This window comes from Arthrobacter sp. 8AJ (genome assembly GCF_902506025.1).
Lineage (GTDB): Bacteria > Actinomycetota > Actinomycetes > Actinomycetales > Micrococcaceae > Arthrobacter.
The window spans coordinates 2,246,652-2,270,891 of record NZ_LR733289.1 but is presented as its reverse complement, the minus strand read 5'-3'; the positions used below and the strand labels follow the sequence as shown (position 1 = coordinate 2,270,891).

The window sequence follows — 24,240 nt, the reverse complement described above, 5'->3', positions numbered from 1 at the left end:
GCCACTTCCCTCGCAGTCCCCCCTGCTGCTTCCCCGCAGCGTCCGGACCTCTCCCGCCTCGTGGTGAAGGGCGCGCGGGAGCACAACCTGCGCAACGTGGACCTCGACCTGCCGCGTGATGCCATGATCGTCTTCACCGGCCTCTCGGGCTCCGGGAAGTCCTCGCTGGCATTCGATACCATCTTCGCCGAAGGCCAGCGGCGCTACGTTGAATCCCTCTCCGCTTACGCACGCCAGTTCCTGGGCCAGGTGGATAAGCCCGACGTCGATTTCATCGAAGGCCTCTCCCCGGCGGTCTCCATCGACCAGAAATCCACCAGCAAGAACCCGCGGTCAACGGTGGGCACCATCACCGAAATCTACGACTACATGCGCCTGTTGTGGGCCCGTGTCGGCAGGCCGCACTGCCCGGTGTGCGGCGAGCCGGTGTCCAAGCAGACCCCGCAGCAGATCGTGGACCAGCTCCTTGAACTCGACGAGGGCACGCGCTTCCAGGTCCTCGCGCCGGTGGTGCGCGGACGCAAGGGCGAGTTCGTGGACCTCTTCAAGGAACTGACGGCCAAGGGATACTCGCGGGCACGGGTGGACGGCAACCTGGTCCAGCTGAGCGATCCTCCCAAGCTGGGCAAACAGTTCAAGCACACCATCGAAGTAGTGGTGGACCGCCTGGTGGTCAAGGAAGGCATCAGCCAGCGGCTCACGGACTCCATCGAAACGGCCCTTGGGCTGTCCGAGGGCCGGGTCCTGGCTGAATTCGTGGACCTCGAAGCCGATGCGCCCGGACGGATCCGGGCGTTCTCCGAAAACCTTGCATGCCCCAACGAGCACCCGCTTGCCATCGATGAGATCGAGCCCCGCTCGTTCTCGTTCAACAACCCGTTCGGCGCCTGCGCCGCCTGCAGCGGAATCGGCACCCGGCTTGAGGTTGATGAGGAACTCATCGTGCCCAACCCGGAGCTGTCCCTGTCGGAGGGCGCCATCGCACCATGGTCGCTGGGCACCGCCACCACCGAGTACTGGAACCGGCTCCTGGAAGGCCTGGCCAAGGAAGTGGGCTTCTCCATGGCCACGCCGTGGGAGAAGCTGGGCAAGGATGTACGCCAGACCATCCTGCACGGCAAGGACCACAAGGTAGTGGTGCAGTACCGCAACCGCTTTGGCCGGGAACGCAAGTACAGCACCGGGTTCGAAGGCGCCATCCAGTACGTCCACCGCAAGCATGGCGAAACCGATTCGGACTGGGCCCGCGACCGCTACGAGGAATACATGCGGCAGGTTCCGTGCCCCGCCTGCAACGGCGCACGCCTCAACCCCGCATCCTTGTCGGTGCTGATCAACGGCAAGTCCATCGCCGAGGTAGCCGCGTTGCCCATGCGGGACTGCGCGGAGTTCCTGAACAACCTGGTGTTGACCGGGCGCGAAGCCCAGATCGCCCACCAGGTCCTCAAGGAGATCCAGGCCCGGCTGACGTTCCTCCTGGACGTTGGCCTGGAGTACCTCAACCTCGAGCGTCCGTCCGCCACCCTCTCCGGCGGCGAAGCGCAGCGCATCAGGCTCGCCACCCAGATCGGCTCCGGCCTGGTGGGTGTCCTCTACGTCCTGGACGAACCCTCCATCGGCCTGCACCAGCGGGACAACCGCCGGCTGATCGAAACCCTCACCCGGCTCCGCGACATGGGGAACACCCTCATCGTCGTTGAGCATGACGAAGACACCATCCACGTTGCCGACTGGATCGTTGACATCGGACCGGGCGCCGGCGAGCACGGCGGCCAGGTTGTCCACTCCGGGACCTACAAGGAGCTGCTGGACAACAAGGAATCGCTGACCGGCGACTACCTGTCCGGCCGCAAGGCCATCGAGGTACCGAAGAAGCGCCGTAAATACGACAAAAAGCGTGAGATCAAAGTGGTGGGCGCGCGGGAGAACAACCTCGTGAACGTCGACGCCGCCTTCCCGCTGGGACTCTTCACCGCGGTCACCGGCGTCAGTGGTTCGGGCAAGTCCACGCTCGTCAACGAGATCCTCTACAAGGTGCTGGCGAACAAACTCAACGGGGCCAAGCAGGTGGCGGGCCGGCACAAGACCGTGCAGGGCCTGGAGCACCTGGACAAGGTGGTCCACGTGGACCAAAGCCCCATCGGCCGTACCCCGCGGTCCAACCCGGCCACGTACACGGGCGTGTTCGACAACATCCGCAAGCTCTTCGCCGAGACCACCGAGGCCAAGGTGCGCGGCTACCTTCCCGGGCGGTTCTCCTTCAACGTTAAGGGCGGCCGCTGCGAGGCATGCTCCGGTGACGGCACGCTGAAGATCGAGATGAACTTCCTGCCGGACGTCTACGTGCCGTGCGAGGTGTGCCACGGTGCCCGCTACAACCGGGAAACCCTGGAGGTGCATTACAAGGGCAAGACCATCGCCGACGTCCTCAACATGCCCATCGAGGAGGGCGCGGAGTTCTTTGCGGCGTTCTCACCCATCGCACGCCACCTGAACACCCTGGTGGACGTGGGACTGGGCTACGTCCGCCTGGGCCAGCCTGCCACCACCCTCTCCGGCGGTGAGGCGCAACGGGTCAAGCTTGCCGCAGAACTGCAGAAGCGGTCCAACGGCCGCAGCATCTACGTCCTGGACGAGCCAACCACAGGTCTGCACTTCGAGGACATCCGGAAGCTGCTCATGGTCCTGCAGGGGCTGGTGGACAAGGGCAACACGGTGATCACCATCGAACACAACCTGGACGTCATCAAGAGCGCCGACTGGCTGGTGGACCTCGGGCCGGACGGCGGCTCCGGCGGCGGCCAGATCGTCGCGGCGGGAACGCCGGAGCAGGTGGCCAAGTCCTCCACCAGCCACACCGGAAAGTTCCTGGCCGAAATACTCGGCTGACCGACGGAAACCGCACGGAAGTATTCCTGGACGGGAATGCGAGTTTCAGGCATTCCTGCTGTCGTGAGAAACTAACCCGGTGACTTCAACAACAGTGCCCGTGATCTTTGACCTGGACGGCACTCTTGTCGATCCGGCCGGTGGAATAACTGAAGGGATTGCCTCAGCCCTCCGCGGGCTGGGGCTCCCGGTTCCCGGCCAGGACCTGCTCGATTCGATGATTGGCCCCAAGCTGAGCGATTCCCTGCTCAACGTGGCAAATGTGCCCGCGGAACGCCTGGAAGAGGTGGTCCACCGGTACCGCGAACACTACGTCGCCAGGGGAATTGCCCAGAGCCGGCTCTACCCCGGTATCCGGGAAATCCTGGAATCCTTCGCGGCGGCGGGACGCCCCGTTGCTGTGGCAACGCAAAAACCCCAGCGGCTGGCGCATAAAGTCCTGGCACACCACGGCATCGACGGCCTCTTCCACGGCATCCACGGCTCTGCCGACGACGAAACGCTGGTGCAAGGCGTCCCCCTGGGCAAGACCCAGATCATCGCCGCCGCCCTGAGGGACCTGGACACCCAGCACGCCATTATGGTGGGCGACCGCGCCCAGGACGTGTCCGGTGCCATCGCCAACGGGCTGGACTGCATTGGAGTTGTCTGGGGATTCGCGCCCGACGGGGAGCTGGAGGAAGCCGGATCCGTGGCGGTCGTCAGCACGGGCGAGGAACTGGTAGCGGTCATCGAGCGGCTGCAGGCGGTCCACACCGCGGCCATGAGCGGGGTGGTCAACGATGGAAATGTTTGATGCCGTCCGCTGGACCACGCGCAACCTGATCGCCGGCACCTGCCGGCCCACCGTCGTCGGACTCGAAAACGTCCCTTCCGATGGCCCCTTTATCGTGGCACCCAACCACCTGTCCTTCTTCGACAGCGTGATCGTCCAGGCCCTGATGCCGCGGCCGGTTGCCTTCTTTGCCAAGGCCGAGTACTTCACCACGGGCGGCGTCAAGGGCAAGGTCATGAAAGCCTTTTTCGAATCCGTCGGCTCCATCCCCGTGGAGCGGGGTGAGCAGGCAGCCAGCGTCCAGGCACTGAAAACCCTGCTGGACATCCTGGAGTCCGGCCGCGGCATCGGCATCTACCCCGAGGGCACGCGCTCCCGCGACGGCATCCTCTACCGGGGACGCACCGGCGTCGGCTGGCTGGCCCTCACCACCGGGGCGCCCGTGATCCCCGTCGGGCTGATCGGGACCGAAAAGCTTCAGCGTGCCGGCGAAAAAGGGGTCAAGCCGCAGCACTTCACCATGAAGGTGGGGGAGCCGCTGTACTTCGACAAGACGGGACCGGACCACTCACTGCCGGCCCGCCGCGAGGTCACGGACAGGATCATGGACGCAATCGCCGGCCTCAGCGGCCAGGAGCGCTCCGCCAGTTACAACCAGAGCAAGTCCGCCGAGTAACCGGAAACCGCCGCACGCAGGCCCGGACCGGGTCCGGATGCTCCGGTTGGCATGGAGAGCCGGCGCGACTCAGTAGACTTGATAGGTGGCAAATCCAGCAAGTTACCGGCCCAAAACCGGTGAAATCCCCACCAACCCGGGCGTCTACCGGTTCCGTGATCCGCACGGCCGGGTCATCTACGTGGGCAAAGCCAAAAGCCTCCGGTCCCGGCTGAACTCCTACTTCGCCAACCCGGCGGGGCTGCTGCCCAAGACCTATGCGATGGTCCACGCGGCCAGCAGCGTCGAGTGGACCGTGGTGGGCAGCGAACTCGAATCGCTGCAGTTGGAATACACCTGGATCAAGGAATTCAAGCCGCGCTTCAACGTGGTGTTCCGGGATGACAAGACGTATCCCTACCTGGCCGTGACCATGGGCGAAAAGTACCCGCGGGTGCAGGTCATGCGGGGCGACAAACGGAAGGGGACCCGCTATTTCGGCCCATACACCGCCGGCGCCATCCGGGAGACCATGGACACCCTGCTCCGGGTCTTCCCCGTCCGGAGCTGCAGCGCCGGCGTCTTCAAGCGGGCCGAGGCAAGCGGCCGGCCCTGCCTGCTGGGCTACATCGACAAGTGCTCCGCGCCGTGCGTCGGACGGATTTCGCCGGAGGACCACCGGGCACTGGCCAACGATTTCTGTGCCTTCATGGGCGGCGAAGCCAAACGCTTCATCAATAAGCTGGAAAAGCAGATGGGCGACGCCGTGGCGAAGCTCGACTACGAGCACGCAGCCCGGCTGCGTGACGACATCACCGCGCTGCGGAAGGTATTCGAACGCAACGCCGTGGTGCTCTCCGAGGACACCGATGCCGACGTCTTCGCCCTGCACGAAGACGAGCTCGAAGCCGCCGTCCAGGTGTTCCACGTCCGCGGCGGCAGGATCCGAGGCCAGCGCGGCTGGGTAGTCGAAAAAGTGGAGGACTTCACCACCCCGGACCTGGTGGAGCACCTGCTGCAGCAGGTCTACGGGGAGGACGGCGACACGCACGGCCGGCTGCCCCGCGAAGTCCTGGTGCCGGTGGCCCCCAGCAACCAGGAAGACCTGGCCAATTGGCTGGGCGGGATCCGCGGCGCCAAAGTGGACATCCGGGTGCCGCAACGCGGTGACAAGGCGGCACTGATGTCCACTGTGCGCGAGAATGCCGAACACGCTCTGAAGCTTCACAAGACACGGCGGGCAGGTGACATCACTGTCAGGTCGCAGGCCCTCCAGGAGCTGCAGGAAGCCCTGGACCTTCCGGTTCCCCTGCTCCGGATCGAATGCTTCGACGTCTCCCACGTCCAGGGCACCAACGTCGTGGCTTCCATGGTGGTGGTGGAGGACGGGCTGCCCAAGAAGTCCGACTACCGCAAGTTCTCCATCACCGGCCCCGCGGCCGCTGATGACACCGCCGCCATGCACGACGTCCTGACGCGCAGGTTCCGCCACTACCTCCAGGACAAGTCGGCGCAGGTGGACGAATCCGTGCTGGAAGCTGACGGCCCGGAGGCGGCACCGGGCGCGGAGGTGCTGGACAGCACCACGCCGGCGCCAAAGGCCAAGTTCGCCTACCCGCCCAACCTGGTGGTGGTGGACGGCGGCCAACCGCAGGTGAACGCGGCCGCCCGTGCACTCAAGGACCTCGGGATCGACGACGTCTACGTCGTGGGGCTCGCCAAACGCCTGGAGGAAGTCTGGCTTCCGGACAGCGACTTCCCGGTGATCCTTCCCCGGACCTCGCAGGGTCTCTACCTGCTCCAGCGGATCCGCGACGAGGCCCACCGCTTTGCCATCACCTTCCACCGGCAGAAGCGCGGCAAGGCAATGACGGTGTCGGCACTGGACGCCGTCCCGGGCCTGGGCGCCTCCAAGCGGAAAGCCCTGCTGGCGCACTTTGGATCGGTCAAGGGCGTGAAGGCCGCCACGGTGGAGGAGCTCGCAGAGGCGAAGGGCATTGGCCCTGCCCTGGCCGGGGCCATCGTCAACCACTTCGCGGCGGAGGGGACCGAGGCCGTGACCGTGCCCGCGATCAACATGACCACCGGCGAAATCATTGAAACTTAGCTAGGGTAAAGGACGGGGCAGTGCCACAGCGGCGGCCCCGGGAACAACGAGGAAACGGGGCAGGCTTCATGGCAGACACGACCGCGGGATCCGGAGCGGGCCACGACGGGCTGGAGCCCGTCAAGCCGCTCGAAGCGGAACTGCTGGTGGTCACCGGGATGTCCGGCGCCGGACGGAGCACCGCCGCGGACGCGCTGGAGGACCACGGCTGGTACGTCGTGGAGAACCTGCCGCCGCAGATGCTGGGCACGCTCGCGGAGCTGGTCTCCCACGCCCCGCAGTCGATTCCACGGCTGGCCGTGGTGATCGATGTCCGCAGCAAGGGACTCTTCGCGGATATCCGTGCAGCCCTGGGGGCCTTGGCGGCCAGCGGTGTGACCTTCCGCGTCCTGTTCCTCGACGCCAGCGACAACGTCCTGGTCCGGAGGTTCGAACAGGGCCGGCGCCCGCACCCGCTGCAGGGAGGCGGACGCATCCTTGACGGCATCGCCGCCGAACGTGAGCTGCTGCAGGAACTGCGCGACAGCTCCGACGTCGTCCTCGACACCTCCAACTACAACGTCCACGGGCTGGCCACGGCCATCACCGAACTGTTCAGTGAAACCGGCCCGGTGGCCCTGCGGCTCAACGTCATGAGCTTCGGCTTCAAGTACGGCCTCCCGGTCGATGCCAACTATGTGGCCGACGTCAGGTTCATCCCCAACCCCCACTGGGTGCCCCAGCTGCGCCCGCAGACCGGCCTGGACAAGGACGTCAGCGACTACGTCCTGGAGGCCGAGGGCGTGAAGAACTTCGTGGACCGCTACGTCCTGGCCCTGGAACCGGTCCTGGAGGGATACCGCAGGGAGAACAAGCACTACGCCACCATCGCCGTCGGCTGCACGGGCGGCAAGCACCGCTCCGTCGCCGTCGCGGTTGAACTCTCGAAGAAACTCGCGCAGTATCCGCGGGTCACGGTGACCACCGCGCACCGGGATCTGGGCCGCGAGTAATGGCGCTGTTCACCGGAGCCCTGCCCCTGGTGCCGCCGGCCGCTGGTAAGGGCTCGGGCCAGCAGGACAAGGGCCCCAACGTCGTGGCCCTGGGTGGCGGGCACGGCCTGGCGGCCTCGCTGTCGGCTTTGCGCCTGCTCACCTCCGAGCTCACCGCAGTGGTGACGGTGGCGGACGACGGCGGCTCGTCCGGGCGCCTGCGCGAAGAGTACGGCGTCCTCCCGCCGGGAGACCTCCGCATGGCACTGTCCGCGCTGTGCGACGACACCGACTGGGGACGCACCTGGCGGGACGTCATGCAGCACCGGTTCCGCGCCGGGAAAGGCCCCGGGGGATCCCTGGACGAGCACGCGATGGGCAACCTCCTGATCGTCACCCTGTGGGAGCTGCTGGGCGACGCCGTCGCGGGACTCAAGTGGGCGGGTGCGCTGCTGGGCGCCCGCGGCCAGGTGCTGCCCATGTCCACGGTCCCGCTCACCATCGAAGGCGACGTCCGCGTCACCGCACCCGACGGCGGAACCGCCCTCCACACCATCCACGGCCAGGCACGCTGTGCCGTGGCCGGCTCGCTGGAGGAGGTCCGGCTCCTGCCCGAGGCCGCGCCTGCCTGCACCGACGCGCTGACGGCCATCGAACTGGCGGACTGGGTGGTCCTGGGCCCCGGCTCCTGGTACACGTCAGTCCTTCCGCACCTGCTCCTGCCGGAGATGCGGCAGGCACTGTGCAGCACCCCTGCCAAACGCTGCCTCACCATGAACCTCGCCACGGACACCAAGGAAACCAGCGGCATGTCGGCGGCCGACCACCTCCACGTCCTCCGGCGCTACGCCCCCGAGTTCAGTGTGGACGTGGTCCTGGCCGATCCCGCGTCGGTACCGGACCGGCAGGAGTTCGAGAAGGCCGCGGGCATGATCGGCGCGGAGGTGGTCTTGGGTAAAGTAGGGGCGTCGGGACGCCGCCCCGTCCATGAGCCGCTCCGGCTGGCCACGGCGTACCAGGACATTTTTGGGAACAGTTAGGAAGGTGCCATGGCACTGACAGCATCGGTCAAGGAAGAACTGTCCCGTCTGGACATCAAGAAGTCATCAGTGCGCAAGGCTGAAGTCTCCGCAATGCTCCGGTTCGCCGGGGGACTGCACATCATTTCGGGCAGGATCGTCATCGAGGCGGAAGTTGACCTCGCGTCCACTGCACGCCGGCTCCGCGCCGCCATCGCCGAGGTCTACGGACACCAGAGCGAAATCATCGTGGTCTCCGCCGGCGGGCTCCGCCGCGCCAGCCGCTACGTGGTCCGCGTTGTCCGCGACGGCGAGGCGCTGGCCCGCCAGACCGGCCTGCTGGATGGCCGCGGCCGCCCCGTGCGCGGGCTGCCGTCCGCCGTCGTCAACGGCTCGGCCGCAGACGCCGAAGCCGTGTGGCGCGGGGCGTTCCTGGCGCACGGTTCGCTCACCGAACCCGGCCGGTCGTCATCGCTGGAAGTCACCTGCCCCGGTCCGGAATCGGCCCTGGCCCTGGTGGGCGCCGCCCGCCGCCTGGACATCCAGGCCAAGGCCCGTGAGGTCAGGGGAGTGGACCGCGTCGTCATCCGCGACGGCGACACCATCGCCGCGCTCCTGACCCGCATGGGCGCCCACGACGCACTGATGGTGTGGGAGGAACGCCGGATGCGCAAGGAAGTCAGGGCCACAGCCAACCGGCTCGCGAACTTCGATGACGCCAACCTGCGCCGCTCCGCCCAGGCAGCCGTGGCTGCCGGCGCACGCGTGGACCGGGCCCTGGAAATCCTGGGCGACGACGTCCCGGACCACCTGAAGTACGCCGGCGAGCTGCGGGTGGCGCACAAACAGGCCAGTCTTGACGAGCTGGGCCGGCTGGCCGACCCCGTGATGACCAAGGACGCGATCGCCGGCCGCATCCGCCGCCTGCTGGCCATGGCGGACAAGCGTGCGCTTGACCTGGGCATTCCCGGAACGGACGCCAATGTGACGCCTGAAATGCTGGACGAGTAGGCGCCCCATAGAATCAGAAATAATTCCGGGCACCAGATGCCCGGATGCACAATCCAAGAGTTACCAACCGGGCCTTCCTGGTCCACGATATTGGAGGATTTTGTGACCGAGTACGTATTGCCGGAACTCAGCTACGATTACGCCGCCCTCGAACCGCACATCTCTGCGCGGATCATGGAGCTGCACCACAGCAAGCACCACGCCACCTACGTGGCAGGCGCCAACAACGCCCTGGCCCAGCTGGCCGAGGCCCGCGAAAAGGGCGACTTCGCCAACATCAACCGGCTCTCCAAGGACCTCGCGTTCCACACCGGCGGCCACATCAACCACTCCGTGTTCTGGAAGAACCTCTCCCCGGACGGCGGCGACAAGCCCGAGGGCGAACTGGCTGCAGCGATCGATGACGCCTTCGGCTCCTTCGACGCGTTCCGTGCCCAGTTCTCCGCCGCGGCCCTGGGCCTGCAGGGTTCGGGCTGGGGCTTCCTGGCCTACGAGCCCATCGGCGGGAACCTGGTCATCGAGCAGCTCTACGACCAGCAGGGCAACGTTGCGCTGGGCACCACCCCGCTGCTGATGCTGGACATGTGGGAGCACGCCTTCTACCTGGACTACGTCAACGTCAAGGCCGACTACGTTAAGGCGTTCTGGAACATCGTCAACTGGGCCGACGTCGCCCAGCGCTTCGAGGCAGCACGCACCAACGCCACGGGACTCATCACCCTTCCGTAGTGACGTGCGATATACATCGCTGTAACAAACTTCACATTCTGACTTAAACAGGCCGGGATGTGGACCGTCCGCCCCCGCACTTGCGGGGGCGGACCCAGTTAAACGTAAGATAGGTCACGGAAGGCGGTTAGCCTTCAGCAATGAGGCTGGTCGCCCTCCGTGTAAATCATCTCTGCCCAATGGCGTGCGGGATCTGTTAGTTGGCTTCAACGCCCGCTCAACTAGTAGTGCTTTTCAAAGCACCAAGGAGACTGTAAAAGTGACGACCCGTATTGGTATCAACGGCTTTGGCCGCATTGGCCGCAACTACTTCCGCGCAGCGCTTGCCCAAGGCGCAGACCTCGAGATCGTTGCCGTCAACGACCTCACCAGCCCCGAAGCCCTGGCCCACCTGTTCAAGTACGACTCTGTCGGCGGCCGGCTGAAGGAAACCATCGAGGTCAAGGACGGCAACATCGTCGTCAACGGCAACGTGGTCAAGGTCCTGGCCGAGCGCGATCCCGCCAACCTCCCCTGGGGTGAGCTGGGCGTTGACATCGTGATCGAATCCACCGGGTTCTTCACCAAGGCTGCCGACGCCAGGAAGCACATCGATGCCGGCGCCAAGAAGGTCCTGATCTCCGCTCCGGCTTCGGACGAGGACATCACCATCGTCATGGGTGTTAACCACAACCTCTACGACAACGCCAAGCACAACATCATTTCCAACGCGTCCTGCACCACCAACTGCCTCGGCCCGCTGGCAAAGGTCGTCAACGACGAGTTCGGCATCGAGCGCGGGCTCATGACCACCGTGCACGCCTACACCGCCGACCAGAACCTCCAGGACGGCCCGCACAAGGACCTGCGCCGTGCACGTGCCGCAGCCATCAACATGGTTCCCACCTCCACCGGTGCCGCCAAGGCCATTGGCCTGGTCCTGCCTGAGCTCAAGGGCAAGCTGGACGGCTACGCCATCCGCGTTCCCGTGCCCACCGGCTCCGCCACCGACCTCACCGTCACCGTCTCCCGCGAAACCACCGTCGAGGAAGTCAACGCAGCCCTCAAGCGTGCTTCCGAGTCCGACGAGCTGCAGGGCTTCCTGACCTATACGGAAGAGCCGATCGTGTCCTCCGACATCGTTGGTGACCCCGCGTCGTCGATCTTCGACGCCGGCCTGACGAAGGTCATTGGCAACCAGGTCAAGGTTGTTTCCTGGTATGACAACGAATGGGGCTACTCCAACCGCCTCGTCGACCTCACGGAGCTTGTAGCAGCCAAGCTGGGCTAGGGTTAGACACATGACATCACACACCCTCAACGAACTGATCGCTGAAGGTGTCCGCGGGCGGTACATTCTGGTTCGAAGTGACCTGAATGTGCCGCTCGACGGCTCTACAGTCACTGACGACGGCCGCATCAAGGCCTCACTCCCAGTGCTGGCAAAGCTCACGGACGCCGGTGCCCGCGTGCTGGTAACAGCCCACCTCGGACGCCCCAAGGGCGCCCCGGAGGACAAATACTCCCTTCGCCCCGCAGTGGACCGCCTCGCCGAGCTGGCGGGCTTCAAGGTAACCCTGGCGGCCGATACCGTCGGCGACGCCGCCAAGGCTGCCGCCGCATCCCTGCAGGACGGTGAAGCACTCGTTCTGGAGAACGTCCGCTTCGACGCCCGGGAGACCAGCAAGGACGACGCCGAACGCGGCGCCTTCGCCGACGAGCTGGTGGCACTCACCGGCAGCAACGGCGCCTACGTGGACGATGCCTTCGGTGCCGTCCACCGCAAGCACGCCAGCGTCTACGACGTCGCCACCCGGCTGCCGTCGTACCAGGGCGACCTGGTGCACACCGAGGTTGAGGTCCTGCGGAAGCTGACCGCCGACACCCAGCGCCCCTACGTGGTGGTTCTGGGCGGTTCCAAGGTCTCGGACAAGCTCGCGGTGATCAACAACCTGATCGGCAAGGCTGACACCATCCTGGTGGGCGGCGGCATGCTCTTCACCTTCCTGGCGGCACAGGGCCACAAGGTTGCCTCAAGCCTCCTTGAAGAGGACCAGATCCCGGTGGTCCAGGACTACCTGAAGCGCGCCGCGGACGCCGGCACTGAGTTCGTGGTTCCCACGGACGTGGTGGTGGCAGAGAAGTTCGCTGCCGACGCTGCGCACGAAACGGTTGCAGCCGACGCGATTGAGGGCAGCAGCTTTGGTGCCCAGGGCATCGGCCTGGACATTGGTCCTGATACCGCTGCCGCCTTCGCTGAGCGGATCAAGGGAGCCCGTACGGTCTTCTGGAACGGCCCCATGGGCGTCTTCGAATTCGAAGCCTTCTCTGCAGGCACCCGCGCCATCGCCCAGGCCCTGACCGGCACCGATGGGTTCACAGTGGTGGGCGGCGGAGATTCGGCCGCGGCAGTACGCACCCTGGGATTCAGCGATGACCAGTTCGGCCACATTTCCACCGGCGGCGGCGCCAGCCTGGAGTACCTCGAAGGCAAGGAACTCCCCGGCCTCAGCGTCCTGGACCGCTAGAACCGGACCGGTAAAGCGGGACGGCAGAATCACCGCTGCTGTCCGCCAGTAATGGACCTCGCAGTCCTCCGGCCGGCAGGTTGCCCATGGCAGCCTGCCGGCCGATTACATATCAAGAACTTTTTGGAGATTACGTGACTACGTCAACGAACGGCGCTTTCGACCGCAAGCCCTTCATCGCGGGCAACTGGAAAATGAACATGGACCACGTGCAGGGCATCACCCTCCTGCAGAAACTCGCCTGGACGCTGTCCGACGCAAAGCATGACTACAGCCGCGTCGAGGTTGCCGTCTTCCCGCCGTTCACCGACCTCCGCGGGGTCCAGACCCTGGTGCAGGGCGACGACCTGCAGGTCGCGTATGGTGGCCAGGACCTGTCGCAGTTCGACTCAGGCGCCTACACCGGCGACATCTCCGGGCAGTTCCTGAACAAGCTCGGCTGCAAGTACGTGCTGGTGGGCCACAGCGAACGCCGGACCATCCACAACGAGTCCGACGACGTCCTCAACGCCAAGGTCAAGGCAGCGTTCAAGCACGGCGTCACCCCCGTCCTTTGCGTGGGGGAAGGACTGGAAATCCGCCAGGCCGGGACCCACGTCGAGCACACGCTCCAGCAGCTCCGTGCCGGAGTGGCGGGCCTGACCCACGAGCAGGCAGCCGAACTGGTGGTTGCGTATGAGCCCGTCTGGGCCATCGGCACCGGTGAAGTGGCCGGACCGGAGGACGCACAGGAAATGTGTGCCGCCATCCGTGCAGAACTCGAGAGCCTTTTCGGCGCCGACGTGGCAGCCAAGACCCGGCTGCTGTACGGCGGCTCAGTCAAGGCCAACAACGCTGCCGCCATCCTGCAGGAGCGCGATGTGGATGGCGTCCTGGTGGGTGGCGCCAGCCTTGACCCGGCTGAGTTTGCTAATATTGTCAGGTTCGAGAGCCACCTGGTCACGGACTAGTCCGTAGCCAGCGCATACTCCCGCAATTCCAACTTCCGAAAGGCCGTCGTGGACGTTCTTCATGTCATTCTGCAGATCCTCCTGGGTATCACCAGCCTCCTGCTGACGCTGCTGATCCTCCTGCACAAAGGACGCGGCGGCGGACTGTCAGATATGTTCGGCGGCGGCATGAGCTCAGGCCTCAGCTCCTCGGGCGTGGCAGAACGCAACCTCAACCGCTTCACCATCATCCTGGGCGTCACCTGGGGTGTGGTGATCATCGGGCTTGGCCTGATCATGCGCTTCAGCGGCGCCGGCGACTCCTAAAGGGTCCGCTGGATAGGGTCCTGCGGCACTCCCGCCGCTCCGCCCTGGCATCTAAACTGTGGCTGTCGGTTTACCCGGCAGCCACAGTTTTTGTTTAAGCTGCAGGGCTCCGGCGTCCGCTTCCAGGCAGGAGTTTCCATGGTCCATCCAGCATCAGGCTTCCGAGGCACCCGTGCCGGTGTTGTCGCAGGCTCCGGATCGAGCCTGCAGAACAATGACTCGTCCTCCCGGCCCCTCCCGCGCATCCGGGTGTCCTACTGGTGCGCGAAGGGCCATGAGACCCAGCCGGTGTTCCTGAAAATGCCTGACGACCAGATTCCGCAGACGTGGGACTGCCGGCGGTGCGGCGCGACCGCTTCCCGGGACGGCCAGGCGGCAGCGCCGGATGACCCGTTCGACGACGGCTACAAGAGCCACCTGGAATACGTTAAAGAACGGCGCTCCGGCCAGGACGCCGAGGACGTCCTGGCCGGAGCGCTGGAAAAGCTACGCTCCCGCGGCGTCCTTCCGGACCAGCTGCTCGGGGACACGTGAGGCTGCGTTCTCGTCGATAAGCCACAGGGTCCGGGACGTTCCCCGTGGGCCCGACGCAGGCACCTGCACCGGGTTGGCCCCGGCCAGGGCGAGTCCGACGGCTCCGGCCTTGTCCTCGCCTGCCACAACCATCCAGACCTCCGCCGCCGTATTGATGGCAGGCAGGGTCAGGGAAATCCGCAGCGGTGGCGGCTTGGGGGAGTTCCGCACCCCAACCACTGTTAGCTCCTTCTCGCGGACTCCGGCCTGCTCCGGGAACAGCGATGCAATGTGGGCGTCCGGACCAACCCCCAGCAGCACCACGTCCAGGCGGGGGAGTGCGGACGGTTCCTCAGGCCTGTCGTCGGACATGTCCGCCGCGTGCTCGGCTGCCGCGGCATCCCGCAACTGGCGTGCATAGTCCTCAGCCGCTTCTTCGGGTGTGCCGAACTCATCGGCAGAACCCGGAGAGTGGATCCGTTCCGGGTCCACCGGAATGTGGGACAGCAGCGCGTCAAACGCCTGCTTGGTATTCCGGTCCGGATCTGCAGCACCGACGAAGCGTTCGTCACCCCACCAGAAGTTGACCTTGGACCAGTCGACGGCGGGCGCCGCCGGGGAGTCCGCAACAGCCTTCAGCGTGCCGATCCCGACGGTTCCCCCGGTGAGCACCACCGTGGCTTCGCCGTACTTGTCCTGGACATCAACGAGCTTGGTGATCAGGCGTGCCGCTATGGCGGCCATGAGGACGGACGAATCAGGATGGATGCTTACTCGTGGGTCAACGCTCACTGGGTCGGACGCTCCTTAGATTGGTACGTGGCAGTCCAATAGTAATCACTTCGCCAAATACTTCGTCGGGGTCCAGGCGGCGCAGTTCTTCGGCGAGGCAGTCGCGGAGGCTGCGGCGCGGGAGGGAGATCCGCTGGGCGGGCTGGCCCGGCTGGGTGAGCTCGGCGATGGACAGTCCCGGCCGGAAGAGCTGGACGTCACCGCCGGGGCGGGTCAGCCGTACGCGGCGGATGCCGGTCCCGGCGGGGTCCGCGACGATGGTCACCGGGGCGTCCAGCGTCAGGGTCAGCCAGGCTGCCAGCAGGATGGTGGAGGGTGAGTCCGAGGCACCTTCAACCGCCACCGCCGTCACGGGCGAGGAGTCCACCTCGTCCAGGGCGGCCGCGAGCTGGATGCGCCAGTTGGTCAGGCGCGTCCAGGCGAGGTCGGTATCACCGGCCTTGTAGGTCCGGTGGATGCGTTCCAGGGCGGCCTGGGGGTCGGGTTCGTTCGCGGAGTCGGTGATCCTGCGGTGGGCGATCGCACCGATGGACGTTTCGCAGGCGTTCTCGGGGGCGCCGTGCGGCCACCAGGCCACGATCGGCGCGTCCGGGAGCAGCAGCGCGGCGACCAGGGACTCACTTTCGCGGGCGAGCTGGCCGTAGCCGCGCAGCACGATGACCTCGGAGGCGCCGGCGTCCCCGCCGACCCGGATCTGCGCGTCGAGCCGGTCCTCGTTGTCCTTCCCGGCATCGGCGAGCACAATGATCCGGCAGGGGTGTTCCCGGGAGGCGTCGTTGGCGGCCTCAATCGCTTCTTCCTCAAGCCCGGACTTGGTCACGACCACGAGGGTCAGGACCCGGCCCAGGGCGATCACGCCGCCCTGCTCGCGCAGGGCCATGAGTTTCTTGGACACCTTCGAGGTGGTGGTGTCCGGCAGGTTAACGATCATGGCCTTCTCCAGGTTCGTCCGTCGCGGGCCAGCAGCTCGTCAGCGCTGGCCGGGCCCCAGGAGCCGGGGGCGTAGGGTTCGGGCTGTTCGGACAGTGATGCCCAGTATTCCTCGAACGGGTCTAGGATCTTCCAGGAGAGCTCCACTTCCTCATGACGGGGGAACAGCGGTGGCTCACCGAGCAGCACGTCCAGGATCAAACGCTCGTAGGCTTCGGGCGAGGACTCGGTGAACGAGTGCCCGTAGCCGAAGTCCATGGTCACATCCCGGACTTCCATCTGCGTGCCGGGGACCTTGGACCCGAACCGGATGGTGACGCCTTCGTCGGGCTGGACACGGATCACCACAGCGTTCTGGCCGAAGTCGTCCTCGCCGTGGTCCCGGAAGAGCAGGTTCGGGGCGCGTTTGAACACCACCGCGATTTCCGTCACCCGCCGCCCCAGTCGCTTGCCCGCGCGCAGGTAGAACGGCACCCCGGACCAGCGGCGGGTGTGGATGTCCACGCGCACCGCAGCGTAGGTTTCCGTGGTGGAATCGGCGGGGATGCCTTCTTCCTCCAGGTAGCCCAGGACCTGCTCGCCGCCCTGCCAGCCGCCGGTGAACTGCCCCCGCGCCGAATGCGTCGACAAATCCTCCGGGAGCTTCACCGCTGCCAGGACCTTTTCCTTCTCCGCCCGCAGGTCATCGGCGTTGAACGAGATGGGTTCCTCCATCGCGGTGAGCGCGAGCAACTGCAACAGGTGGTTCTGGATCACGTCGCGGGCGGCGCCGACACCGTCGTAATACCCCGCCCGGCCACCGGTCCCGATGTCCTCGGCCATGGTGATCTGGACGTGGTCCACGTAGTTCGCGTTCCACAGTGGCTCGAACAGCTGGTTCGCAAAGCGCAGCGCCAGGATGTTCTGCACCGTTTCCTTGCCCAGGTAGTGGTCAATCCGGAACACCGCGTCCGGCGGGAACACCGACTCCACAATGTCATTGAGCTGCCGGGCCGATTCCAGGTCATGACCGAACGGCTTCTCGATGACCACGCGGCGCCACTTGTCCCCGTCGGCCTGCGCCAGGCCGTGCTTGGAGAGCTGACGGCAGACCTGCTCGAACGCTTTCGGCGGGATCGACAGGTAGAACGCGTGGTTGCCCCGGGTGCCCCGGACGTCGTCGAGTTCCTTGATCGTCTCGCCCAGACGCTCAAACGCCGCGTCGTCGTCGAACTCGCCCTGCACAAACCTGATGCCCTCAGAGAGCTGGTTCCACACAGCCTCATCAAACGGTGTGCGGGCATGGGCCTGGACCGAGGCCTTCACCTCGGCGGCGAAATCCTCCTTGTCCCACTCCCGGCGGGCGAAGCCCACCAACGCGAAGCTCGGCGGCAACAACCCACGGTTGGCCAGGTCATACACCGCCGGCATCAGCTTCTTCCGGGCAAGATCCCCCGTGACCCCGAAAAGGACCAACGACGACGGACCGGCGATCCGGTTCAAACGGCGGTCACGCGGATCACGCAACGGATTACGCCCGCGGCCCGCGCCCTTCCTGCCGTATTCAGTTTCTGGCATGGTTACTTTTGCGCCTTAGCTTTCGGTTGCGGATGCGCGGGTGGACAGTGCAGCGACGACGTCCTGCAGCTGGGCCACGCCGGCGGCACGGTCGGTGAGGTGGAGGCGCAGCACGGGACGGCCATGTTCACCCAGGACCTGGGCGTCGCCTGCAGCCTGGGCAGCGATGAGCTCACCAAAGGTGAACGGCCGGTCCGGGATGCCCAGGTCCTCCGCAGGGGCGGCAGTGACTTGGAGGAACACGCCGATGGCAGGGCCGCCCTTGTGGAACTGGCCGGTGGAGTGCAGGAAGCGCGGGCCCCAACCGAACGTCACGGGACGGCCGGTGGCAGCAGCCAGTTCGTCACGGATACCTTCGAGCCCGGCGAAGGCCAACCGGTCGAAGTACGCCTGGACGCTCAGGTAGCTGTCGGCGGACAAGGTGCCCAGCAGCGCCTTGACGGCACCCTCTGCGGTAACGGCCTCGCCAAGCCAGTCGCCGCCGCGCACCTCGATGGCGCCGTCAACGAATGCCGCCGGCGTAGGCTCCGGCTGGGCGTCCAGCAGTCCGCGTGCCGCTACCTTGGCGGCCTCGACGTCGGGCTGGTCGAAGGGGTTGATCCCCAGCAGGCGGCCGGCGACGGCGGTGGCGAACTCCCACACCATCATTTGGGTGGCAAGGCCGCCGGCGATGGCCACCTGGTTGTCGCCGAGTTCGATGTCGGCATCCGCGGCCACAAGCCGCACCACCAGCACGTCAGCCGCGCCGGAAGTGACCTCCGGGGACTGCGGGCCTGCGACGACCGGCAGGATGCCCGTGCCCAGCTTGCCGGTGGATTCGGCGATGAGCTGCTCAGCCCAGTCAGCAAATCCAACAATGCCGGAGCCGTCCTCGGCGATGACAATCTTGTTCCGCAGCGGGTTGGTCCCGCCCAGTGCCGTACCCAGGGCGAGCCCGATGTTTTCAGGTGCATCATCGTTGAGGATTTCGGCAGCTTCTTCTGCCTCGTCCAGGAACGCCTGGATGTCCACCCCGGCCAGGCCGGAGGGTACAAGGCCGAACGCGGTCAGCGCCGAGTAGCGGCCGCCGACGTTGGGATCGGCATTGAAGACAGCCCGGTAGCCGGCTTCGCGTGAGGCCTTGTCCAGCGGTGAGCCGGGGTCGGTCACGATGATGATCCGGCTCTTGGCGTCCACGCCGGCGTCGGTGAAGGCCTGCTCGAAGATCCGCCGCTGGGAATCCGTTTCCAGGGTGGAACCGGACTTGGATGAGACCACGATGGCGGTGGCGGCCAGCCGGTCCGCGAGGGCAGCACGGACCTGGTCCGGGTCCGTGCTGTCCAGCACTGTCAGCTCGACGCCGGCCGTGCCGGCGATGACCTCGGGAGCCAGCGATGATCCGCCCATGCCGCAAAGCACGATCCGGCTGACGCCGTCGGCGCGCAGGGCGTCACGGAGTTCCAGGATGTCCTTGACCAGGGGCTGTGAAACGGTGGCGGCCTCCACCCAGCCCAGGCGGACTGCGGACTCGGATTCGGCGTCCGGACCCCACAACGTGTGGTCCTTGGCGAAGATCCGGGTAGCGATCCGGTCCTCGACGAGGGCGGGAAGGTGCTGTTCAAGCGCCTGCTGGGCAGCGCCGGTGGCGTCGTAGCTGAGAGTGCTCATAGGTGTTAGGAAGCCTTTCGTGCAGAGGCGAGGGCGCCTTCGACGTCGGCCAGCAGTTCCTTCCAGCTGGCCACGAACTTGTCCAGGCCTTCGGTTTCAAGGAGCGCGACGACCTCGTTGTAGGAGACGCCGAGCTTTTCCAGGGCGTCGAGGGTTGCGTTCGCCTCATCATAGGTGCCGGTGACGGTGTCACCGGTGACCACGCCGTGGTCGAAGGTGGCGTCCAGGGTCTTTTCCGGCATGGTGTTCACGACGCCGGGGGCCACGAGTTCGGTGACGTACAGGGTGTCCGGGTACGCCGGGTCCTTCACGCCGGTGGAGGCCCACAGGGGGCGCTGGGGGAGTGCGCCGGCGTCGGCCAGCAGGGCCCAGCGTTCGGTGGCGAACAGTTCCTCGTAGACCTGGTAGGCCAGGCGGGCGTTGGCCACACCGGCCTTGCCCTTGAGGGCCTTGGCCTCGTCGGTGCCGATCTTGTCGAGGCGCTTGTCGATCTCGGTGTCCACGCGGGAAACGAAGAAGGACGCAACGGAATGGATCTTCGACAGGTCGTGGCCGTTTTCCTTGGCCCGCTCCAGGCCGGACTGGAAGGCGTTGATGACGGCGCGGTAGCGCTCCAGGGAGAAGATCAGGGTCACGTTGACGCTGATGCCCTCGGCCAGGGTTGCCGTGATGGCTTCGAGGCCTTCGAGGGTGGCAGGGATCTTGATGTGGACGTTGTCCTTGTTGACGCGCTGGTAGAGGTGCTTGGCCTCGGCGATGGTTCCTGCGGTGTCCCAGGCAAGGCGCGGGTCGACCTCGATGGAGACCCGGCCGTCGACGCCCTTCGTTGCCGCAGCGACCGGGGCGAACAGGTCGCAGGCATCGGCGACGTCGGTGGTGGTGATCTCGAAGATCGTGTCCTCCACGCTGGCGCCTTCTGCTGCCTTGCCGGCGATGATGTGGTCGTAGTCGGTGCCGGAGGTGATGGCGGCGTGGAAGATGGACGGGTTGGTGGTCACACCAACCACGTTCTTTTCTTCGATGAGCTTGCGGAGGGTGCCGGTTTCCAGGCGTCCGCGGGAAAGGTCGTCGAGCCAGATGGAGACACCGGCGTCGGAAAGCTGCTGGGTGGGAGTAGTCATTGTTATATCTCCTAAAAGTTTAGGTTTCAGGCCTGGAGGCTGGAGAGGGAGTCCTTGGCGGCGGCGGCGACAGCTTCTGCCGTGATGCCGAACTCCTGGAAGAGGCGCTTGTAGTCAGCGGAAGCGCCGTAGTGTTCGAGGCTGACGGAGCGTCCGGCGTCGCCGACGAATTCGCGCCAGCCCAGGGCCAGTCCGGCCTCGACCGAGACGCGTGCCCTGACGGCGGCCGGCAGCACGGATTCGCGGTAGGCGGCGTCCTGCTTCTTGAACCACTCAACGCAGGGCATGGACACCACGCGGGCGGCGATGCCGTCGGCCTGGAGGGCTTCGCGGGCCTGGACGGCCAGCTGGACCTCGGAGCCGGTGGCAATCAGGATCACATCAGCCGGAACGGTGGCGCCGTCTTTCGATGCCTCGGCCAGCACGTAGCCGCCCTTCGCCACGCCTGCCGTGGATGCGAAAGTGTCGCCGTCGGCGTCGCCCGTACCGCGTTCCCACGTGGGAATGTTCTGGCGGGTCAGCACGATGCCTGCCGGGTTGGAGTGGTTCTCCAGCATGGTCTTCCAGGCTGCTGCCACTTCGTTCGCGTCACCGGGGCGGACCACGTCCAGGCCCACGATGGCGCGCAGCGATGCGAGCTGTTCCACGGGCTGGTGGGTGGGGCCGTCCTCACCCAGGCCGATGGAGTCGTGCGTCCAGACGTACAGGGACGGGACACCCATCAGGGCGCCGAGGCGGATGGCGGGGCGCTGGTAGTCGCTGAAGATCAGGAAGGTTCCGGAGAATGCACGGGTGTTGCCCGCCAGGCTGATGCCGTTCACGATCGACGCTGCGGCGTGCTCGCGGATACCAAAGTGCAGCACCCGGCCATACGGGTTGCCGGACCAGGCACCGGTCTGCTTGGAGGCAGGCACGAAGGACGGGGAACCCTCGATGGTGGTGTTGTTGGACTCAGCGAGGTCGGCGGAGCCGCCCCACAGCTCGGGCAGGACCGGGCCGAGGGCGTTCAGGACCTTGCCGGAGGCTGCGCGGGTGGAGACATCCTTGCCGGCCGGGAAGACCGGAAGCGCGGCGTCGACGTCGGCAGGGAGTTCCTGCGCCTCGATGCGCTGGAGGAGGGCGGCGCCCTCCGGGTTGGCTTCACGCCAGGCGTTGAAGGATTCTTCCCAGGCCTTGTGTTCTGCGGCGCCGCGTTCCACCACTGCGCGGGCGTGGTCCAGGACTTCCTGGTCCACCTCGAAGGACTTGGCGGGGTCGAAGCCCAGCACCTCCTTCAGTGCGGCCACCTCTTCGGCGCCAAGGGCGGAACCGTGGATCTTGCCGGTGTTCTGCTTCTTGGGGGCCGGGTAGCCGATGATGGTGCGCAGCGAGATGATGGACGGCTTGGAGGTTTCGGCCTTGGCGGCGAGCAGGGCGCTGTAGAGCTCCTGGACGTCTTCCTTGTATTCGCCGGTCCGGGTCCAGTCCACGCGCTGGGTGTGCCAGCCGTAGGCCTCGTAACGCTTCAGGACATCCTCGGTGAACGCGATGTCGGTGTCGTCTTCGATGGAGATGTGGTTCTCGTCGTAGATCACCACGAGGTTGCCCAGTTCCTGGTGTCCTGCCAGTGAGGACGCCTCGGACGTGACACCTTCCTGGAGGTCGCCGTCGGAGGCGATGACCCAGATGGTGTGGTCAAACGGCGACTCGCCGGCGGGAGCATCGGCGTCGAACAGGCCACGCTGCCGGCGCTGGGAGTAGGCGAATCCCACCGAGGACGCCAGGCCCTGGCCCAGCGGGCCCGTGGTGATCTCCACGCCGGCGGTGTGCTTGTACTCGGGGTGGCCGGGAGTCAGCGAGCCCCAGGTGCGCAGGGCCTCAAGGTCCTTGAGTTCCAGGCCATAGCCGGAAAGGAAAAGCTGGATGTAGAGCGTCAGGGACGTGTGGCCGGGGGACAGGATGAACCGGTCACGGCCAAGCCACTGCGGATCGCGCGGGTCATGGCGCATCAGCTTCTGGAAGAGAAGGTATGCGGCGGGGGCCAGGCTCATGGCAGTGCCGGGGTGGCCGTTGCCCACCTTCTCCACCGCGTCCGCGGCGAGGACACGGATGGTGTCCACGGCGCGCTGGTCCAAGCTGGTCCATGACAGTTCTTGCTCTTCCAAATGTGGCACGAAAACCGGGCCCCTCTCTGTGCTGATGGCGGCGGTACACCGGATCCGTCCAAGGGCGCGCTGTTTGGCGCCCGCTGCGGTGTGTACCAGCCGTTCACCATCGAAACGTTGATCCTTGCATTCAGTCACGGACAGCAAGCGGGAATGCGTTTTCCACCGCTTTCTTGCTGCGTGCTGATCTGGTGACAGCTTAGCTCTTATCCATACTGCGGGCGGCGCAAATCTCACGTTTTGGACGCAATTTCCCCTTTTGTGAATGACCTTCACGGAGGGTTGAGTTAATCTGCTCGAATGGGCCTGCGAGCGATCAACTGCGCATAGTGCGGGGCGGGGGCAGGCCGTTGGCGCGGTATGATAATCGGAGGCCAAAGCCGGGCGCGCATCCCTATCGCCGCCCGGGGTGTCCCGGCTGTTGCACGCACGTGAAGCGTTTCCTTCCTTAAGTGCCGTGCCCGGGTCCGGGCCGCACGACCGGAGCTGCCTGCCAGCCTCAACTGCCACACAGAACGGGTGACTGCCACCGTGAGCACAACAGATACGCCGCTGAACGCATCCCGGGCCTCCGGCATCGGGTTTGCCCGTAAGGCCAAGGCGTATCTCGCCCTCACCAAGCCGCGCGTGATCGAGCTGCTTCTGGTGAGCACCCTGCCCACCATGATCTACGCCGAGCGGGGCTTCCCGTCCATCGGGCTGATCCTTGCCACACTGGTGGGCGGCGCCTTTGCTGCCGGCAGCGCCGGAGCCTTCAACTGCTACATCGACCGGGACATCGACAAGCTGATGCACCGGACGGAGAACAGGCCGCTGGTTACCGGCGAAGTCACCCCGCGGGAAGCCCTGGTCTTTTCCTGGCTGCTGGGAGCAGCCGCCATCGTGATCCTGTGGTTCGGCGCCAATCCGCTCTCTGCCTGGCTGGGCCTGGGTGCCATCTTCTTCTACGTGGTCATCTACACCATGATCCTCAAGCGCCGCACGGCGCAGAACATCGTATGGGGCGGTGCCGCAGGCTGCTTCCCGGTGCTGATCGCGTGGGCTGCCGTGACCAACTCGGTGGAGTGGCCCGCCGTCATCCTGTTCATGGTGATCTTCCTTTGGACGCCGCCGCACTACTGGCCCCTGTCCATGCGCTATGGCGAGGACTACCGGAACGCCAACGTCCCCATGCTTGGAGCCATCGCCGGGGCCAAGGTCGTCTCTGTCCAGGTGGTGCTGTACGCCTGGGCCATGGTGGCCTCCTCCTTGCTGATGATCCCGGCCGGCGGGGCGGGCTGGGTGTACACGGTGACGGCCGTCGTCGCGGGCGCCTGGTTCCTCTATGAGTCCCATGCGCTGTACTCCCGCGCCCACCGCGAGGATATTTCCGACAAGCGCGCCATGAAGGTGTTCCACGGTTCCATCAGCTACCTGACGCTGCTGTTTATCGCCCTCGCGGTGGACCCCTTCGTTGGAAGTGCTGTCATGCCCGGCTAGCCACTGCGGCCTGGCACCACGGCGGCTCCTGCTCAGGCAGGAGCCGCCGTTGTGCTTTAATCGTCGACAGGACAAATGTGACAAGTTTGTCATATCTATCACATTAACTGTCATTGCCGGTGACCGGATGCTTACGGT

At 65.9% G+C, this 24,240-nt stretch carries 20 protein-coding genes; 14 read left to right on the top strand and 6 right to left on the bottom strand.

The genetic code is table 11. The features are described from left to right. Positions 1 to 60: 60 nt before the first annotated feature. From uvrA to BACI349Y_RS10555, 13 genes are all read left to right on the top strand, one after another. Positions 61 to 2,889, top strand: coding sequence for an excinuclease ABC subunit UvrA (gene uvrA / locus BACI349Y_RS10615; protein ID WP_159635525.1), 2,829 nt, complete (start codon positions 61 to 63; stop codon positions 2,887 to 2,889). Between the two features lie 79 nt (positions 2,890 to 2,968). Continuing rightward, positions 2,969 to 3,685 (top strand): HAD hydrolase-like protein, encoded by a 717-nt coding sequence (locus BACI349Y_RS10610; RefSeq protein WP_159632067.1) that lies wholly within the window; start codon positions 2,969 to 2,971, stop codon positions 3,683 to 3,685. Then, positions 3,672 to 4,340, top strand: coding sequence for a lysophospholipid acyltransferase family protein (locus BACI349Y_RS10605; protein WP_159632066.1), 669 nt, complete (start codon positions 3,672 to 3,674; stop codon positions 4,338 to 4,340). The genes BACI349Y_RS10610 and BACI349Y_RS10605 overlap by 14 nt, the downstream gene beginning before the upstream one ends. Before the next feature lie 85 nt (positions 4,341 to 4,425). After that, the gene (gene uvrC, locus BACI349Y_RS10600; protein ID WP_159632065.1) at positions 4,426 to 6,426 is read left to right on the top strand and encodes an excinuclease ABC subunit UvrC; all 2,001 of its coding nucleotides are present in this window, start codon (positions 4,426 to 4,428) and stop codon (positions 6,424 to 6,426) included. A 68-nt stretch (positions 6,427 to 6,494) separates the two neighbouring features. Then, positions 6,495 to 7,418, top strand: coding sequence for an RNase adapter RapZ (gene rapZ / locus BACI349Y_RS10595; protein ID WP_159632064.1), 924 nt, complete (start codon positions 6,495 to 6,497; stop codon positions 7,416 to 7,418). Next, complete coding sequence (locus tag BACI349Y_RS10590; RefSeq protein WP_159632063.1) at positions 7,418 to 8,437, top strand: gluconeogenesis factor YvcK family protein; 1,020 nt, start codon at positions 7,418 to 7,420, stop codon at positions 8,435 to 8,437. The genes rapZ and BACI349Y_RS10590 overlap by 1 nt, the downstream gene beginning before the upstream one ends. A 9-nt stretch (positions 8,438 to 8,446) precedes the next feature. Further along, positions 8,447 to 9,427, top strand: coding sequence for a DNA-binding protein WhiA (gene whiA, locus BACI349Y_RS10585; RefSeq protein ID WP_015937022.1), 981 nt, complete (start codon positions 8,447 to 8,449; stop codon positions 9,425 to 9,427). 102 nt (positions 9,428 to 9,529) lie between these two features. Continuing rightward, positions 9,530 to 10,156, top strand: coding sequence for a superoxide dismutase (locus tag BACI349Y_RS10580; protein ID WP_159632062.1), 627 nt, complete (start codon positions 9,530 to 9,532; stop codon positions 10,154 to 10,156). Positions 10,157 to 10,415: 259 nt separating this feature from the next. Further along, on the top strand, positions 10,416 to 11,426 hold the full coding sequence (gene gap, locus BACI349Y_RS10575) for a type I glyceraldehyde-3-phosphate dehydrogenase (protein WP_159632061.1): 1,011 nt from the start codon (positions 10,416 to 10,418) through the stop codon (positions 11,424 to 11,426). Between the two features lie 10 nt (positions 11,427 to 11,436). Then, complete coding sequence (locus tag BACI349Y_RS10570; RefSeq protein ID WP_159632060.1) at positions 11,437 to 12,663, top strand: phosphoglycerate kinase; 1,227 nt, start codon at positions 11,437 to 11,439, stop codon at positions 12,661 to 12,663. 134 nt (positions 12,664 to 12,797) lie between these two features. Beyond that, positions 12,798 to 13,613 (top strand): triose-phosphate isomerase, encoded by an 816-nt coding sequence (gene tpiA / locus BACI349Y_RS10565; protein ID WP_159632059.1) that lies wholly within the window; start codon positions 12,798 to 12,800, stop codon positions 13,611 to 13,613. Between the two features lie 48 nt (positions 13,614 to 13,661). Further along, positions 13,662 to 13,919, top strand: coding sequence for a preprotein translocase subunit SecG (secG, locus tag BACI349Y_RS10560; RefSeq protein WP_159632058.1), 258 nt, complete (start codon positions 13,662 to 13,664; stop codon positions 13,917 to 13,919). Between the two features lie 138 nt (positions 13,920 to 14,057). Further along, positions 14,058 to 14,453 (top strand): RNA polymerase-binding protein RbpA, encoded by a 396-nt coding sequence (locus tag BACI349Y_RS10555; RefSeq protein WP_159632057.1) that lies wholly within the window; start codon positions 14,058 to 14,060, stop codon positions 14,451 to 14,453. Here BACI349Y_RS10555 and pgl read toward each other — a convergent pair. Genes pgl through tkt form a run of 6 tightly spaced genes read right to left on the bottom strand, consistent with a single transcriptional unit; the run spans position 14,406 to position 22,623 of the window. Beyond that, positions 14,406 to 15,224, bottom strand: a complete 819-nt coding sequence (pgl, locus tag BACI349Y_RS10550; RefSeq protein WP_159632056.1) for a 6-phosphogluconolactonase — start codon at positions 15,222 to 15,224, stop codon at positions 14,406 to 14,408. The two genes, BACI349Y_RS10555 and pgl, sit on opposite strands and share 48 nt — an antisense overlap. Further along, positions 15,214 to 16,155 (bottom strand): glucose-6-phosphate dehydrogenase assembly protein OpcA, encoded by a 942-nt coding sequence (locus tag BACI349Y_RS10545; protein WP_159632055.1) that lies wholly within the window; start codon positions 16,153 to 16,155, stop codon positions 15,214 to 15,216. The genes pgl and BACI349Y_RS10545 overlap by 11 nt, the downstream gene beginning before the upstream one ends. Further along, positions 16,152 to 17,711, bottom strand: coding sequence for a glucose-6-phosphate dehydrogenase (gene zwf, locus BACI349Y_RS10540; RefSeq protein WP_159632054.1), 1,560 nt, complete (start codon positions 17,709 to 17,711; stop codon positions 16,152 to 16,154). The genes BACI349Y_RS10545 and zwf overlap by 4 nt, the downstream gene beginning before the upstream one ends. A gap of 15 nt (positions 17,712 to 17,726) precedes the next feature. Continuing rightward, positions 17,727 to 19,358 carry a glucose-6-phosphate isomerase gene (locus BACI349Y_RS10535; protein ID WP_159632053.1) on the bottom strand — a complete coding sequence of 544 codons (1,632 nt, stop codon included), beginning with the start codon at positions 19,356 to 19,358 and terminating at the stop codon, positions 17,727 to 17,729. Between the two features lie 5 nt (positions 19,359 to 19,363). After that, positions 19,364 to 20,479, bottom strand: a complete 1,116-nt coding sequence (gene tal, locus BACI349Y_RS10530) for a transaldolase (RefSeq protein ID WP_159632052.1) — start codon at positions 20,477 to 20,479, stop codon at positions 19,364 to 19,366. 26 nt (positions 20,480 to 20,505) lie between these two features. After that, positions 20,506 to 22,623: a transketolase gene (gene tkt / locus BACI349Y_RS10525; RefSeq protein ID WP_159632051.1), complete on the bottom strand. Its 2,118-nt coding sequence runs from the start codon at positions 22,621 to 22,623 to the stop codon at positions 20,506 to 20,508. A 519-nt stretch (positions 22,624 to 23,142) separates the two neighbouring features. On the opposite strand from tkt, the gene BACI349Y_RS10520 reads away from it, so the two are divergent. Next, a complete protein-coding gene (locus BACI349Y_RS10520; RefSeq protein WP_159632050.1) occupies positions 23,143 to 24,102 on the top strand; it encodes a heme o synthase in 960 nt (319 codons plus the stop codon). The last annotated feature ends 138 nt before the right edge of the window (positions 24,103 to 24,240 follow it).